Origin of the sequence: Variovorax sp. PMC12, from assembly GCF_003019815.1 — a bacterium.
Taxonomy (GTDB): Bacteria; Pseudomonadota; Gammaproteobacteria; order Burkholderiales; family Burkholderiaceae_C; genus Variovorax.
Genome location: NZ_CP027773.1, coordinates 747,051 through 762,565, shown reverse-complemented (window position 1 = coordinate 762,565; position 15,515 = coordinate 747,051). Strand labels below are relative to the sequence as shown.

The 15,515-nt window shown below is 65.5% G+C and carries 15 protein-coding genes; 6 read left to right on the top strand and 9 right to left on the bottom strand.

The window, feature by feature from the left end; translation table 11 throughout:
* Window positions 1-61: 61 nt before the first annotated feature.
* Window positions 62-394: a thioredoxin TrxA gene (gene trxA / locus C4F17_RS03485; RefSeq protein ID WP_042578306.1), complete on the top strand. Its 333-nt coding sequence runs from the start codon at window positions 62-64 to the stop codon at window positions 392-394.
* A gap of 183 nt (window positions 395-577) precedes the next feature.
* The gene (gene rho / locus C4F17_RS03480; RefSeq protein ID WP_081266259.1) at window positions 578-1,843 is read left to right on the top strand and encodes a transcription termination factor Rho; all 1,266 of its coding nucleotides are present in this window, start codon (window positions 578-580) and stop codon (window positions 1,841-1,843) included.
* A gap of 58 nt (window positions 1,844-1,901) precedes the next feature.
* Here the strand turns inward: rho and C4F17_RS03475 are convergent, their stop codons facing one another.
* Window positions 1,902-2,969: an oxidoreductase gene (locus tag C4F17_RS03475; RefSeq protein ID WP_106934282.1), complete on the bottom strand. Its 1,068-nt coding sequence runs from the start codon at window positions 2,967-2,969 to the stop codon at window positions 1,902-1,904.
* Between the two features lie 181 nt (window positions 2,970-3,150).
* Between C4F17_RS03475 and C4F17_RS03470 the strand changes: the two genes are divergently transcribed.
* The 3 genes from C4F17_RS03470 (at window position 3,151) to C4F17_RS03460 (ending at window position 6,584) form a co-directional block, all read left to right on the top strand.
* Window positions 3,151-3,420 (top strand): type B 50S ribosomal protein L31, encoded by a 270-nt coding sequence (locus tag C4F17_RS03470; protein WP_019653042.1) that lies wholly within the window; start codon window positions 3,151-3,153, stop codon window positions 3,418-3,420.
* Between the two features lie 78 nt (window positions 3,421-3,498).
* Complete coding sequence (locus C4F17_RS03465; RefSeq protein WP_106934281.1) at window positions 3,499-5,235, top strand: hypothetical protein; 1,737 nt, start codon at window positions 3,499-3,501, stop codon at window positions 5,233-5,235.
* Window positions 5,232-6,584 (top strand): MATE family efflux transporter, encoded by a 1,353-nt coding sequence (locus C4F17_RS03460; protein WP_234382527.1) that lies wholly within the window; start codon window positions 5,232-5,234, stop codon window positions 6,582-6,584. Before C4F17_RS03465 ends, C4F17_RS03460 begins: the two co-directional genes overlap by 4 nt.
* A gap of 19 nt (window positions 6,585-6,603) precedes the next feature.
* Here C4F17_RS03460 and phoR read toward each other — a convergent pair whose 3' ends face one another.
* Genes phoR through pstS form a run of 7 tightly spaced genes read right to left on the bottom strand, consistent with a single transcriptional unit; the run spans window position 6,604 to window position 13,252 of the window.
* Window positions 6,604-7,944, bottom strand: coding sequence for a phosphate regulon sensor histidine kinase PhoR (phoR, locus tag C4F17_RS03455; protein WP_199851911.1), 1,341 nt, complete (start codon window positions 7,942-7,944; stop codon window positions 6,604-6,606).
* 44 nt (window positions 7,945-7,988) lie between these two features.
* The gene (gene phoB / locus C4F17_RS03450; protein ID WP_007836652.1) at window positions 7,989-8,681 is read right to left on the bottom strand and encodes a phosphate regulon transcriptional regulator PhoB; all 693 of its coding nucleotides are present in this window, start codon (window positions 8,679-8,681) and stop codon (window positions 7,989-7,991) included.
* Window positions 8,682-8,708: 27 nt separating this feature from the next.
* The gene (phoU, locus tag C4F17_RS03445; RefSeq protein WP_081271677.1) at window positions 8,709-9,410 is read right to left on the bottom strand and encodes a phosphate signaling complex protein PhoU; all 702 of its coding nucleotides are present in this window, start codon (window positions 9,408-9,410) and stop codon (window positions 8,709-8,711) included.
* A 16-nt stretch (window positions 9,411-9,426) separates the two neighbouring features.
* The gene (pstB, locus tag C4F17_RS03440; RefSeq protein ID WP_021007056.1) at window positions 9,427-10,206 is read right to left on the bottom strand and encodes a phosphate ABC transporter ATP-binding protein PstB; all 780 of its coding nucleotides are present in this window, start codon (window positions 10,204-10,206) and stop codon (window positions 9,427-9,429) included.
* A 17-nt stretch (window positions 10,207-10,223) separates the two neighbouring features.
* Window positions 10,224-11,108 carry a phosphate ABC transporter permease PstA gene (gene pstA, locus C4F17_RS03435; protein WP_081271676.1) on the bottom strand — a complete coding sequence of 295 codons (885 nt, stop codon included), beginning with the start codon at window positions 11,106-11,108 and terminating at the stop codon, window positions 10,224-10,226.
* A complete protein-coding gene (pstC, locus tag C4F17_RS03430; protein WP_081271675.1) occupies window positions 11,105-12,187 on the bottom strand; it encodes a phosphate ABC transporter permease subunit PstC in 1,083 nt (360 codons plus the stop codon). The genes pstA and pstC overlap by 4 nt, the downstream gene beginning before the upstream one ends.
* Before the next feature lie 30 nt (window positions 12,188-12,217).
* Window positions 12,218-13,252 (bottom strand): phosphate ABC transporter substrate-binding protein PstS, encoded by a 1,035-nt coding sequence (gene pstS, locus C4F17_RS03425; protein WP_081271674.1) that lies wholly within the window; start codon window positions 13,250-13,252, stop codon window positions 12,218-12,220.
* Window positions 13,253-13,501: 249 nt separating this feature from the next.
* Between pstS and C4F17_RS03420 the strand changes: the two genes are divergently transcribed.
* Window positions 13,502-15,022, top strand: a complete 1,521-nt coding sequence (locus C4F17_RS03420) for a Ppx/GppA phosphatase family protein (RefSeq protein ID WP_081271673.1) — start codon at window positions 13,502-13,504, stop codon at window positions 15,020-15,022.
* A gap of 18 nt (window positions 15,023-15,040) precedes the next feature.
* Here the strand turns inward: C4F17_RS03420 and C4F17_RS03415 are convergent, their stop codons facing one another.
* Window positions 15,041-15,502, bottom strand: coding sequence for a SixA phosphatase family protein (locus C4F17_RS03415; protein WP_172839987.1), 462 nt, complete (start codon window positions 15,500-15,502; stop codon window positions 15,041-15,043).
* Window positions 15,503-15,515: the final 13 nt, after the last annotated feature.

Here is a 15,515-nt window from a genome sequence, read left to right as displayed (position 1 = left end):
TCTGTCACAATGACCTGAACTTTAGCTGCACCGAAACTCTCTGCGCACAAGGATCCATCACATGGCCAGCGAACTCATCAAACACATCTCCGATTCCTCCTTCGAGGCCGACGTGCTCAAGTCCAGTCAGCCCGTTCTGGTCGACTACTGGGCCGAATGGTGCGGCCCCTGCAAGATGATCGCCCCGATCCTCGACGAAGTCTCGGCCACCTACGAAGGCAAGCTGCAGATCGCCAAGCTGAACGTGGACGAGAACCGCGACATCCCCGCCAAGTTCGGCATCCGCGGCATTCCCACGCTGATGCTGTTCAAGGACGGCCAGCTGGCCGCCACCAAGGTCGGCGCCATGAGCAAGGCGCAACTCACGGCCTTCATTGACCAGCAACTCGCCTGAGCGACATTTCACCCGGCCAGCGCGCAATGCGTTGGCCGGCGCGTTTTTCCTGTCATAATCTCCAACAGATCACCGGCCCTTACCTAGGCAACCGGTTCGAGTTCCCCGGTTGGTGAAGCAACTCTCGCTTCACACCCAACCTCCCCCCGTTTTCCGTTCGATTACCCCGCGAGGGGTCATTCCATGCACTTAAACGAACTCAAGGCACTCCACGTGTCTGAAGTCCTCAAGCAAGCCGAAGCGCTTGAGATCGAAAACGTCGGCCGCATGCGCAAGCAGGAGCTGATGTTCGCGATCATCAAGAAGCGCGCCAAGGCCGGCGAGCAGGTCTTCGCCGACGGCGTGCTCGAAATCCTGCCGGACGGCTTCGGCTTCCTGCGCAGCCCCGACACCAGCTTCACGGCCAGCACGGACGACATCTACATCTCGCCGAGCCAGGTGCGCCGCTTCAACCTGCACACCGGCGACATGATCGAAGGCGAAGTGCGCACGCCCAAGGACGGCGAGCGCTATTTCGCGCTGACCAAGCTCGACAAGGTCAACGACGGTCCGCCCGAGCAGAACAAGCACAAGGTGATGTTCGAAAACCTGACGCCGCTGTTCCCCAAGGAACAGATGAAGCTCGAGCGCGACGGCATCAAGGGCGAAGAGAACATCACCGGCCGCATCATCGACATCATCGCTCCCATCGGCAAAGGCCAGCGCGCCCTGCTCGTGGCACCGCCCAAGAGCGGCAAGACGGTGATGATGCAGCACATCGCCCACGCGATCAGCGCGAACTACCCCGACGTCCACATGATGGTGCTGCTCGTCGACGAGCGCCCTGAAGAAGTGACCGAAATGCAGCGCACCGTGAAGGGCGAGGTCATTGCCTCGACCTTCGACGAACCCGCCGCGCGCCACGTGCACGTCGCCGAAATGGTGATCGAGCGCGCCAAGCGCCTGGTCGAACTCAAGAAGGACGTGGTGATCCTGCTCGACTCGATCACCCGCCTCGCCCGCGCCTACAACAACGTCGTGCCCTCGTCGGGCAAGGTGCTGACCGGCGGTGTCGACTCCAACGCCCTGCAGCGCCCCAAGCGCTTCCTGGGCGCCGCGCGCAACGTGGAAGAAGGCGGCTCGCTGACCATCATCGGCACCGCGCTGATCGACACCGGCAGCCGCATGGACGAAGTGATCTTCGAAGAGTTCAAGGGCACCGGCAACTCCGAAATCCACCTCGACCGCCGCCTGTACGAAAAGCGCGTGTTCCCCTCGATCCAGCTCAACCGCAGCGGCACCCGCCGCGAAGAACTGCTGCTGGCCCCCGAGATCCTCCAGAAGACCCGCATCCTGCGCCAGCTCATGTACAACATGGACGAGATCGAGTCGATGGAGCTGATGCTCAAGAACATGAAGGCGACGAAGACCAATGTCGAGTTCTTCGACATGATGCGTCGCGGCGGCTGAGCACCTTTTCGCTCTGTCCGCAAAAGCGCGTTGACCCATTCGGGCCAACGCGCTTTTTTCATGGGCGCGCCACAGGAATCGCGCGGCCTTCAAGAGCGCTCTGCCGGCCAAGGTCGAGCAGCTCCATCAGCGCCACGGCCTGCTCGGGCGGCACGGGATTCGGACCCTTGCCCAGGATGGCGTCGCGCACCGCGGCGTAGTAGTCGACGTAGTTGCCCGCGCGCGTGGGCACGCTGCGTTTGCTGGCCGTGCCGTCGCTGCCGACCAGGGTGAGTTCGCCGTCGAGCGGATCGGCACCCCACCCTTCGGCCGGCGGCCTTTGCCCCGCGCGCAACGCATCTTCCTGCGTATCCACGCCATGCTTGACGTAGCTGCCGCGCGTGCCATGCACGATGTAGCGCGGCGCCGCATCGGCCGCCAGGGTTGTCGAATGCAGCACCACGCGAAGCGGCGCATGCGGTCCGCTTTCGTAGCGCAGCACGGCGTGGAAGTAATCTTCGACCACGGCGCCGTCACGCAGGACGGCCGTGTCGAGCTGGATTGTGTCGGGCAGCCCGAACAGCTGCACCGACTGGTCGACCAGGTGCGCGCCCAGGTCCACCCAAAGGCCGGACCCCGGCACAGCCTGCTCTCGCCACCGCACCTTCACCTCGGGCCGGAACCGGTCGAAATGCGACTCCAGGTACACGGGGCGGCCCAGTTCGCCGCTCGCCAGGACGTCCTTGAGCGTCAGGAAGTCGGAGTCGAAGCGTCGGTTCTGGTAAACCGCCAGCACGCGCTTGTTGCGCTGAGCCAACGCCTCCAGCGCCCTGGCCTCGGCCACGTCGAGGGTGAAAGGCTTGTCGACCACCACATGCTTGCCAGCCTCCAGCGCTGCCTTGGCGACCGGAAAATGTTGCGCATTGGGTGTCGCGACTACGACAAGATCGATGTCCGATCTGGCCACCAGCGCCGCCACATCGGAAACCACCGGCACGCCGGGCCAGTCCTTGCGGACCTTCTCGGGCTGCGAACTCGCCACCGCGGCCAATTCGAGCCCTGGCACCGCGGAAAGCACGGGCGCATGGAAAGTCTGGCCGGCAAAGCCATAGCCGACCAGGCCGGCGCGCAAGGTTGTAACAGTCATGGGAGGCAGGTTTGCTCGCAAAAGCGGCAGTATGCGATAATCGTGGGCTCCGCGAAAAGTGCGGCCGGGCAGCGTCGCCCGGCTTCCCAGGCCTGCCCTGGGGCAGCGTGCCAAATGAATGGTGCACTGGTGGCTCTCGCATCGACCGCGCATTGATTCCAACAGCGCAAAAGGAAATACCATGGCAAAAGAAGGCATTCACCCGAATTACCGCGAAGTCCTGTTCGTCGACATGTCGAACGGCTTCAAGTTCGTGACCCGTTCGTGCGCGAACACCAAGGAAATGGGCAAGACCGACGACGGCCGCGAGCTCCCCCTGTTCAAGCTGGACACCACGAGCGAATCGCACCCCTTCTACACCGGCACCCAGAAGTCGGTCGACAACATGGGCGGTCGCGTCGAGAAGTTCCGCAACCGCTTCGGCAAGACCACCGGCGCCGCTTCGAAGTAAAGCACGCGCTTTGGCGTCGAGGGCAGCCCGGTTTACCGCGCTGCCCTTTTTGTTTCCGAAACCTGCCTCCCGCCACTCTTGAACCAGCCCACCCCAGCGATCGTTGCCCAGAGCGCCGTGCGCCGACTGCCGCGCATCGCGCTGCTGCTGCTGTGCGCGGCCTACCTGCTGCCAGGCCTGGTCGGCCGGGGTCCATGGAAAAGCGCGGATATCACCGCCTTCGGCTACATGGCCGAACTGGCCCGCAATACCGAAGGCATCTCGCGCTGGTTCGACCCATTGCTGCTGGGGATTCGCCCCGAAACACCCGCGCTGGTTCCCTACTGGATCGGCGCCTGGGCCATCAAGATCGCCCCCTCGTGGCTGAATCCCGACCTGGCGGTGCGCATCGCCTTCGCGTTCCTTCTCTGGGGTACGTTCACGGCGACCTGGTACGCCGTCTACTACCTGGCTCGCACATCGCGCGCCCAGCCCGTGGCCTTCGCTTTCGGCGGTGAAGCACGCCCGACCGACTACGCACGCGCCATCGCCGACGGCGGCCTGCTGGCGCTGATCGCCTGTCTCGGACTGGCGCAGCTCGGTCACGAGACCACGCCCGCGCTGGCGCAGCTGTTCTTCGCCTCGTGCCTGTTCTACGGCGTCGCCGCGCTGCCCTACCGCCGTGCCGGCCCGGTGATCGCACTGATCATGGGCACTTTCGGCATCACGCTGAGCGGCGCGCCCACGGTCGGCCTGGCGCTGGCGATCGGAAGCACGCTCTACATCGCCTACGAACGTCGAACCGCGGCAAAGGCCCGGACCGAATTCGACAGCGGAAGCGATGACGGTCCCGGCTACACCCTGGGCGCCTTCGCGACGATGGCAAGCGTCACCGCAGTGGCCGCAGTGCTGGTGTTCGCGCTGGGCCTGCCCCAATGGAAGATCACGCTGATCGGCGGCTCGCTGTTCGGTGACATCCGTGGCCAGGCCAAGCTGCTGCTGTGGTTCACCTGGCCGGTCTGGCCGCTGGCCATCTGGACGCTCTGGCGCTGGCGCCGCCAGCTCAATGCGCGCCACGTGGCGCTGCCGTTCTGGTTCGCGCTGGTGCCGCTGGCCGCCACCTGGACCACCGATTTCTCCGACCGTTCGCTCATGCTGGCGCTGCCCGCCTTCGCCACGCTGGCTGCATTTGCCCTGCCGACCTTCCGCCGCAGCGCCGCGGCGCTGGTCGATTGGTTCAACGTGCTTTTCTTCAGCGGCCTGGCGCTGCTCGGCTGGATCTACTGGATCGCCATGCAGACCGGCGTACCGCCCAAGCCCGCTGCCAGCGTGACCCGCCTGGTACCGGGCTTCGTGCCCGAGTTCTCGCCTATCGCCGTGGTACTGGCGGCGGCCGCGACCATTGCCTGGTGCTGGCTGGTGCGCTGGCGCACCGGGCGGCATCGTGCCGCCCTCTGGAAAACGCTGGTGCTGCCGGCCGGCGGCACGGCGCTGTGCTGGATGCTGCTGATGACGCTGTGGCTGCCGCCCATCGACTACGCGCGCAGCTATGTGCCGCAGGTGCGTGCGGTGGCCGAGCGCGTCGGCCAGCCGAGCTGCATTGCGGAGCTTGCACTGAGCCGCCCGCACATCGCCGCCCTGCGCTACCACGGCCAGTTCAACCTGCAGCCGCTGCTGCTGGGCACCGATTGCCCCTGGCTGCTTGTCAGCCCCGAGACCATCGAGCGCCTGCACACGATCATCCCGTTCGATCAATGGCGCTTCAGCGGCACCCTTCGCCGCCCCAGCAGCCCGGCCGACGACCTGCTGCTCTACCAGAAGATCAAGCCCCAGTGAGCGCACAAAGCGGCGAAAGGGGCCTGATCGCGCGGCATGCCGGCACGGTGCTGGTCGGGCAGCTGGCCGTGATGGCCTTCGGCGTGACCGACACCATCATCGCCGGCCGCTACTCAGAGGGCGCGCTGGCCGCGCTGTCGGTGGGCGCGGCGATCTTCATCAGCGTGTATGTGTCGCTGATGGGCGTGCTGCAGGCGCTGCTGCCTGTGTGGGCCGAACTGCACGGCGGCGGCCGCGGCAGCGAAGTAGGCCGCTCGGTCCGGCAATCGCTGTATCTCGCCGCCATTGCCATCGTGGTCGGCATGGCGGCGCTGCTCGCACCTGCCGCCGTGCTGCGGCTCACACAGGTACCGCCCGAAATGCGCGGCGACGTGGAGATGTACCTTCGCGTGCTGGCCTTCGCCCTGGCTCCCGCCCTGCTCTTTCGCCTGTTCAGCACGTTGAACCAGAGCCTGGGCAAGCCGCAACTCGTGACCTGGCTGCAGCTCGGCTCGCTGGTGGTGAAGCTGCCGCTCTCGATCTGGTTCACCTTCGGCGGCGCGGGCCTGCCGGCGATGGGACTGGTGGGCTGCGGCTGGGCCACGCTGTGCGTGAACTGGGCCATGCTCGCCTGCGCGGTCTGGCTGTTGCGCAGCAGCCCTTTCTATCGCGGCTACAGGCTATGGGAGCGCCTCGAGAAGCCCGACTGGCAACAGATTCGCCTGTTCGCACGGATGGGCGTGCCGGGCGGGCTGGCCGTACTGGTCGAAGTGACCTCGTTCACGCTGATGGCACTGTTCATCGCGCGCCTTGGCACGGCTGCCGCCGCGGCGCACCAGATCGCCGCGAACCTGATGGCGGTGGCATACATGGTGCCGCTGTCGCTCTCGATCGCGACCAGCGCGCGCGTGAGTTTCTGGCTGGGCGCGGGCGATGTCGCCAGGGCGCGCCATGCATGCAGGCTGGGTTTCGAGCAGACCGTGTTGTGCGCCCTGCTTTTCTCCACCGCGCTGGTCACGCTGCGCCATCAGTTGGCCAACGTGTACTCGGACAACCCCGCCGTGGTCGGGCTGGCCGCGGCGCTGATGGTGGCGGTAGCTGCATACCACCTGGCCGACGCCGTTCAGACGCTGTGCGTGTTCCTGCTGCGGTGCTACCGGGTGACGCTCGCGCCGCTGGTCATCTACTGCACGATGCTCTGGGGCCTGGGGCTCGGTGGCAGCTACATGCTGGCGTATCACGGCCTGGGTCCGTGGGGAGCCATGCAATCGCCGCTGGCGTTCTGGATCATGAGCGCGGGCGCGCTGGCCGTGACGGCACTGTTCTTCATCACCCTGCTGCGCTGGACGATGAACAAGCGCTCGGCCTGAAAGCCGGGCCGGCTGCCTGCTACTGCTTGGCCAGCAGCCGCGCTTCCCTGACACGCGCCGCCGGGAACACCAGCGCGAATCGCGAGCCCTTGCCCACGGTGCTTTCGATGCGCAACTCGGCCCCATGACGCTGCGCAATGTGCTTCACGATCGCAAGGCCCAGCCCGGTGCCGCCCGTCTCGCGCGACCGGCTGCGGTCGATGCGGTAGAAGCGCTCGGTCAGCCGGGGGATGTGCTCGGCCGCAATGCCGGGTCCCGTGTCTTTCACCGCGTATTCGCCGCGCCCGTCGGGCAGTACCCGCCAGCTCACGGCCACCTCGCCACCGCCCGGCGTGTAGCGGATGGCATTGCTCAGCAGGTTCGACATTGCGCTCTGCAATTCGGTCGGCGCGCCAGACACTTCGGATTCCGCGTCGATGGTGAACGAAAGGCGGTGGCCCAGCGGCGCCAATCGGCCCGACAGACCCCGGCCCTCGTCCTCGCAGTGCGCGAGCAGAGCCCGGATTCGGATCCACTGGTTGCCCGAAGGCGCCGCGCTGCCCTCCAGCCGCGACAGCGTCAGCAGGTCGTTCACCAGCGTTTCCATGCGGTGCGACTGCTGCCCCATCAGCGACAGGTAACGCGTGCGCTCGTCCGCATCGAGCGGCAGGTTCTGCAGCGTTTCGACGAAGCCCGCGAGCACTGTCAGCGGCGTGCGGATCTCATGGGACACGTTCGCCACGAAATCGCGGCGCATGGCTTCGGCCTGCTCCAGTGCCGTGATGTCGCGCGTCAGCAGCATGCGGCGGTTGCCCGCATAGGGGTGAACCTGCACCGACAGCCGCACCAGGTGGCTGCGCTGGTGCGCATGGCCCGGGCCGAAGGCGTCGATGATGACGTCCCGGCTGTAGTTCCAGGAAGCCAGATAGGCCACGAAGGCCGGGTCGCGCACGAGGTTGGCCAGGTGCTGCGCGAGGTCACGCTCCGCGTCGATGCCGAACTGGCTGGCAGCCGTCTGGTTGCACCATTCGATGCGGCCCTGCTCGTCGAGCAGCACCACGCCGTTCGGCGATGCCTGAATGGCCGCGAGGAACTCCTGCAGCCTGTCTTCGGCCTGCCGAGTCTGCTGCTCGCGGTCTCGCAGCAGCTTGCGGATACGCTCCGCCAACTCGCCCCACACACCGGGTCCGCGCGCCGGCAGGCCCATTGCGTCGTTGCGCAGTACCTGCAGCAGCCGCTCGGCACGCCAGGCATCAAGCCCGAGCCACAGCACCGCGCCCAGCCAGGCACCCAGCCAACCGAATTTCCAGCCGAACGCAGCGACAGCGCCCCCTCCAATTGCAAGGGACGCTATTAAAAATGTAGCAATGCGAAAAGGCATGGCGGGCGATTATCCGCGCCCGCAGCCGAGGGAAGCCACGGCGCTCAAACCGTGACTTGGGCTGTCAGGCGATAGCCCGCTCCGCGCACGGTTTCCACCATGGGCGCAGCCGCGCCCAGCGACTCGCGCAGGCGCTTGACGTGCACGTCGACCGTGCGTTCCTCGATGTAGACGTGGTCGCCCCACACCTTGTCGAGCAGTTGCGCCCGGCTGTGCACGCGCTCGGCGTGCTGCATCAGGTACGCCAGCAGCTTGAACTCGGTCGGGCCGACCTTCAGTGCGCCGCCCTGCCAGGTCACGCGGTGGGTGGAGGTGTCGAGCGCCAGTTCGCCGATCTCGACGCGCTCTGTCACCACTTCCGGCGCCCGGCGGCGCAGCACCGCACGGATGCGGGCCAGCATTTCCTGGGTCGAGAAAGGCTTGGTGATGTAGTCGTCGGCACCGGCGTCGAGGCCGGCAACCTTGTCGGGCTCGTCGCCGCGCGCCGTCAGCATCAGGATCGGGATGGCCTTGGTGCGCGGGTCCTTGCGCCACTGGCGCGCAAGCTGCAGGCCGCTCTGGCCGGGCAGCATCCAGTCGAGCAGGATCAGATCCGGCAGGAAGGCGTCAATCTCGCGCTGGGCCGCGGCGCCATCTTCCGACCAGATCGGCTCGAAGCCGTTGTGGCGCAGGTTGACGGCGATCAGCTCGGCGATCGAGGACTCGTCTTCGACGATCAGGACTCGGGGTTTCTTCATTGCTTTCTTGGAGTCTTGCCGCGGTCGTTACTGCAGCGCGGACTCGATTTCCTGCATCGAAGTGTGCCGCACATCGGCACCCTTGACGATGTAGATGATGAACTCGGCGATGTTCTTGGCATGGTCGCCGATACGCTCGATGGCCTTGGCCAGGAACAGCAGGTCGAGGCTGGCGGAAATCGTGCGCGGGTCTTCCATCATGTAGGTGACCAGCTTGCGCACGAAACCGTCGAACTCGCGATCGATCAGGTCGTCGTCCTTCAGGATCGACAGCGCGGCGGCCGTGTCCAGGCGCGCGAACGCATCCAGCGCGGTGCGCAGCAGGCCGGAAGCAAGGTCTGCAGCTATGCGCAGTTCGGTCGTCGGCAACTGGCGGGCCGAACCGCTCTCGATGATCGACTTGACCATGCGCGCGATCTTGTTGGCCTCGTCGCCCACGCGCTCGAGGTTGGCGGTGGTCTTGCTGATGGCGATCAGCAGGCGCAGGTCGCGGGCCGTGGGCTGGCGGCGCGCGATGATCGACGACAGTTCGCGGTCGATGTCGATCTCCATCGCGTTGACGCGATGCTCGGTCTCCATCACGCGGTCGGCGGCGTCGGAGTCGAACTGCAGCAGCGCGTACACAGCCTGGTGGATCTGCGACTCGACCATGCCGCCGAGCTCCATCACGCGCGACGAGACGCCGTTGAGTTCGCTGTCGAACTGGCTGGAAAGGTGTTTCTCGGTCATGTTGTCTCCTTTGACTTCAACCGAAGCGGCCGGTGATGTAGTCCTCGGTCTCCTTGCGCTGCGGCTTGAAGAACATCTGTTCGGTGGCGCCGAATTCGATCAGGTCGCCGAGGTACATGTACGCGGTGTAGTCGCTGCAGCGGGCGGCCTGCTGCATGTTATGCGTCACGATGACCACCGTGTACTCGTTTTTCAGCTCGGCGATCAGTTCCTCGATCTTCGCGGTGGAGATCGGGTCGAGCGCCGAGCAGGGTTCGTCGAGCAGCAGCACTTCGGGCTTGATGGCAATGCCGCGTGCAATGCACAGGCGCTGCTGCTGGCCGCCGGAGAGGCCCGAGCCGCTTTGCTGCAGCTTGTCGCGCACTTCGGTCCACAGGGCGGCCTTCTTCAGGGCCCATTCCACGCGGTCGTCCATTTCGCTGGCCGAGAGGTTCTCGAACAGCTTCACGCCGAAGGCGATGTTGTCGTAGATCGACATCGGGAACGGCGTGGGCTTCTGGAACACCATGCCGACCTTGGCGCGGATCAGCGCCACGTCCTGCTTGGAGGTGAGCAGGTTCTCGCCGTCCAGGGCAATGGTGCCTTCGGCGCGCTGTTCGGGATAGAGCTCGAACATGCGGTTGAAGGTGCGCAGCAAGGTCGACTTGCCGCAGCCCGACGGACCGATGAAGGCCGTGACCTTGTTCTCGGGGATCTCAAGGTTGATGCCCTTGAGCGCGTGGAACTTGCCGTAGTAGAAGTTCAGGTCCTTGACCGAGATCTTCGAGCGCGACGGTTGTGCGACGGTATTTGGCATGTTGGCGTCTTCTTGATTTAGTGTTTGTTGCGCGTCAGGACCCGCGCCAGGATATTGAGGGCGAGCACGGCGACGGTGATCAGGAACACGCCGGCCCAGGCCAGCTGTTGCCAGTTCTCGTACGGGCTCATTGCGAACTTGAAGATCGTGACCGGCAGGCTGGCCATCGGCTGGCTCACGTCGGCGGTCCAGAACTGGTTGTTCAGCGCGGTGAAGAGCAGCGGTGCGGTTTCGCCGGCGATGCGGGCCACAGCCAGCAGCACACCGGTGACCACACCGGCACGGGCGGCACGCAGCGTGATGCTGAGAATGACCTTCCATTTGGGCGTGCCCAGAGCGTAGGCCGCCTCGCGCAGGCCCGGCGGCACCAGCTGCAGCATGTTCTCGGTGGTGCGGATCACCACCGGAATCACGATCAGCGCCAGCGCAAGGGCGCCGGCCAGACCCGAGAAGGTCTTGAAGTAGGCCACCACCACGGCATAGACGAACAGGCCGATCACGATCGACGGCGCCGACAGCAGGATGTCGTTGACGAAGCGCGTGACCGAGGCCAGCCAGCCCTTGGGGTTGTACTCGGCCAGGTAGATGCCGGCCATGATGCCGATGGGCGTGCCCACGAAGGTGGCGAGCATCACCATCACGAACGAACCGAAGATCGCATTCGCGATGCCGCCCGCTTCGTTCGGCGGCGGGGTCATTTCGGTGAAGGTGGCGATGGCCAGGCCGCCGACGCCCTGGCGCAGCGTTTCCCACAGGATCCAGACCAGCCAGAACACGCCGAAAGCCATGGCTGCGAGCGACAGCGTCAGCGCGATCTTGTTGACGCGGTTGCGCGAGGCGAACTTGGCCTGGCGCGTTTCGGCGAGCGCCTTGGCGCTCAGGAGGTTTTGCGCGGTGCTCACGACTTGGTTCCTTCGCTCTTCTTCATCTTGGCAAGCAGCATCTTCGACAGCGACAGCACGACGAAGGTGATGAAGAACAGCACGAGGCCGAGGTACATCAGCGCGGCCTGGTGCAGGCCGGCGCCGGCTTCGGCGAATTCGTTGGCGAGCGCCGAGGTGATGCTGTTGGCAGCCTCGAACACGGAAAGGGAGTTGAGCTGGTTCATGTTGCCGATCACGAACGTGACCGCCATCGTTTCACCCAGCGCCCGGCCGAGGCCGAGCATGATGCCGCCGATGACGCCGGCTTTGGTGTACGGCAGCACGACCTTGGACACGACTTCCCAGGTGGTGGAGCCCAGGCCGTAGGCCGATTCCTTGAGCAGCGGAGGCGTCACCTCGAACACGTCGCGCATCACCGAGGCGATGAACGGGATGATCATGATCGCGAGGATGATGCCGGCCGAAAGGATGCCGATGCCGACGGGCGGGCCGGACACCAGGGCGCCGAGGTACGGCACGCCGGTGAGCAGCTTCTGCAGCGGCTGCTGCACCCAGGTCGACAGGATCGGGCCGAACACCAGAAGGCCCCACATGCCGTAGACGATGGAAGGCACCGCCGCCAGCAATTCGATGGCCGTACCCAGCGGGCGCTTGAGCCAGTTGGGCGAAAGTTCGGTAAGGAACAGCGCGATGCCGAAGCTCACGGGCACGGCGATCACCAGCGCGATGATCGAGGTGGCCAGCGTGCCGTAGATCATGACCAGGCCGCCGTACTCGTCCTTCACCGGGTCCCACACGCTGCTCGTGAGGAAGCCGAGGCCGTACTTGGAAATGGCGGGCCATGCGCCGACGATCAGCGACAGCAGGATGCCGATGAGCATCGCGAGCGTCAGCAGCGCGGCGCCCTTGGCAGCCCAGCCGAACAAGCGATCGGCCATCGGGCCGGAGCGCGGAGCCTTGACGGGGGGCGGAGGGGCGGTAACGCGGCCGCGCTCGGCCGCGAGGTCGAGTGAGGCGCCTGCGGCGGGGAAAGTGGATGACACGGGTCGCTCCGGCAAAGACGAAAGCGGCGCGTCCTCGAGCGAAGAATTGCTCATGGGCGCGCCGTTCTGGACTGATGGGTTGTATTACTTGTAAGCGACGGCCTTGCCCGACGCATCCTTCACATCACCCCATGCCTTGGCGATGGATGCCTTCACGGCGTCGGGCATCGGCACGTAGTCGAGGTCGTCGGCCGTCTTGTCGCCGCTCTTGTAGGCCCAGTCGAAGAACTTCAGCACGGTGGTCGCGTTGGCGGGCTTGTCCTGCACCTTGTGCATCAGGATGAAGGTCGCGCCGGTGATCGGCCATGCGCCCTTGTCGGCCTGGTTGGTCAGCACCTGGTAGAAGCTCTTGTTCCAGTCGGCGCCGGCAGCGGCGGCCTTGAAGGCGGAGTCGTCGGGCGACACGAAGTTGCCGGCGGCGTTCTGCATTTGTGCGTACGTCATCTTGTTCTGCTTGACGTAGGCGTATTCGACGTAGCCGATCGAATTGGGCAGGCGGTTCACGAAAGCGGCAACGCCTTCGTTACCCTTGCCGCCCGCGCCGGTGGGCCAGTTCACGGCAGTGCCTTCGCCGACCTTGGTCTTCCACTCGGCGTTGACCTTGCTCAGGTAGTTGGTGAACAGGAAGCTGGTGCCCGAACCGTCTGCGCGGCGAACCGGGGCGATGGCGGCGTCAGGCAGAGCCAGCGAACCATTCAGGGCCTTGATGGCGGGGTCGTTCCACTTGGTGATCTTGCCGAGGTAGATGTCGCCCAGGACCTGGCCGTTGAGCTTCAGTTCACCGGGCTTGATGCCCTGGATGTTGACCACGGGGATCACGCCGCCGATGACGGTGGGGAACTGCATCAGGCCCTTGGCTTGCAGCTCGTCGTCCTTCAGGGGAGCGTCCGAAGCGCCGAAATCGACGGTCTTGGCTTCGATCTGCTTGATGCCGGCACCCGAGCCGACCGACTGGTAGTTGATCTTGACGCCGGTGGCCTTGTTGAAATCGGAAGCCCACTTGGCGTACAGCGGTGCCGGGAAGCTGGCGCCAGCGCCGGTAACGTCTTGTGCGAAGGCGGGAATGGTGAACATCGCGGCCAGGAGGCCGGCGGTTGCAAATTTGAACGTCGTTTTCATGAAGCTTCCTTTAGAAGTAAGAAGTAGTCCCTTTCGGGCTTGGGACGGACTCTAAAAAGCTTCTGTGACATCAATATGACACCCCTCTGTCGAGGGAAAATGACTGCAATCCCGCAGTGACTTGTGTGACGCTGTCACATAACCGTCATGCACTGCGCCTAGCCTCCAACCCCCTGCCGTGATGAGACTCGAGGGCGGCGCGTTCTGTCACGGCGCTACGATTCAGACAACCGCCCTCTCCACTACAAAATGCAAAACGGCACCCGCCTCGCAGCGGTCGATCTGGGTTCGAACAGCTTCAGGCTGGAAATCGGACAGGTCGACCATGGTCAGATTCATCGCACCGAATACCTCAAGGAGACGGTGCGCCAGGGCAACGGCCTCGACAGCGCGCGCAACCTCACCACCGAGGCCATGCAGCGCGGCTGGGATGCGCTTGCCCGCTTCGGCGAGCGCCTCGCGGGCTTCAAGCGCTCGCAGGTCCGTGCCGTCGCCACCCAGACGTTGCGCGAGGCACGCAACCGCGAAGAGTTCTTGCTGCGTGCGCGCACCATTCTGGGTTTCGGCATCGACGTGATCCCCGGGCGCGAAGAAGCCCGCCTGATCTATCAGGGCGTGGCGCACATGCTGCCGCACACCGATGCATCAGACAGCGAGCGCCGCCTGGTCGTCGACATCGGCGGGCGCTCCACCGAAATGATCATCGGCCACGCGCTGGAGGCCGACCGCATGGAGTCGTATCGCGTCGGCAGCGTGGCCTGGTCGATGAAGCACTTCGGCGAAGGCCTGTTCACCCCCACGGCCTTCCGCGCGGCCGAGGTGGCGGCCAAGGCCGTGCTGGACGACGCGCTCGCCACCTACACCCGCGACCAATGGGACGTGGCGTATGGCGCCTCCGGCACCATCGGCGCGGTCGGCGACGTGCTGGCCGCGGCGGGAGGCGAACCCGGGCTCGTCACACGCGAAGGCCTCGACTGGCTGCTCGACCGCCTTCTGAAGGCCGGCAGCGCCGACAAGCTGCGCATGGACGGCATGCGCGAAGACCGCAAGGCCGTCATCGGCGGTGGCGTCAGCGTTCTGCGTGCGGTGTTCGATCTGCTCGACATTCAGGAAATGAAGGTCGCCCAGGGCGCACTGCGCCACGGCGTGCTCTACGAATTGCTGGAACGCGACGAAAGCGTGGCCGACATGCGCACCGCCACGGTCGCACGGCTGGCCAACCGCTTCACCGTCGATGCGGCACAGGCCAAGCGCGTGGGCGACACTGCTGCCAGCCTCTTCCTGCAACTTGCCCCGGCGGCCCGCGGAGGAAACAGCTCGAACCGTGCCGGCCGTGCGTTGCGCAAGCTGGGCTGGGCGGCGCAATTGCACGAAATCGGCACCCAGATCTCGCACAGCGATTACCACAAGCACGGCGCCTACATCCTCGACAACGCCGACGCGCCCGGCTTTGCAGTGAACGAAATGCACGCGCTGGGCCAGTTGGTGCTGGGTCAACGCGGCAAACTGCGCAAGCTAGAGGCGGCACTGGACGACGAGACCTTCGTGATGCAGCTGCTGTCGCTGCGGCTCGCGGTCATCCTGTGCCATGCGCGGCGCGATCCCGATCCCCAGGCACTGCATCTGGCGGCGCTGGGCGCCCGCGCCTTCACGATCGCCTGCGCGCCAGACTGGGCCGAGGCCTATCCGCAGTCGGCTCACCTGTTGCGCGAAGAAGTGCTGGCCTGGCAGAAGACCAGCAGCTGGCGCGTCGAACTCAGCGGCTGCTGAGCCGCGCCAGCGCCACGTTCAGAGCAGTTCCGGCGACTGCACCGTCACCACGACGGTCTGCACGTCGCCGTCACGCTCGCGTGTGCGGATCCACCAGAGCGAACCCTTGCGCACCGGGCAGCTGTCCTGCTTGAGGCCCAGCAGCAGCGAAATCGCCTGCCCCACGGACGGCTGATGGCCGATCATCAGCACCACCGACTTGCCGTTGGGCCAGCCGGCCGCGCCGAGCAACGCCTCGGTCGTGGTGTCAGGTGCCAGCTCGGCGCGGAGCTTGTACTTTCGGCCCAGCGCAAGAGCCGTCTGCTCGCAGCGCCGTGCGGGGCTGCAGATGATCCTCGTGCCGTCCGGCAACTGACGGTCGAGCCAGGTCGCCATGCGCTTGGCCTGCTTCTCGCCGCGCGCAGTGAGGGAGCGTTGCATGTCGTCGCAACCCTCGGTCCAGTCCTCGGCTTCGGCGTGGCGCCAGAAGATCAAGTCCATGGTCATCGTCTTT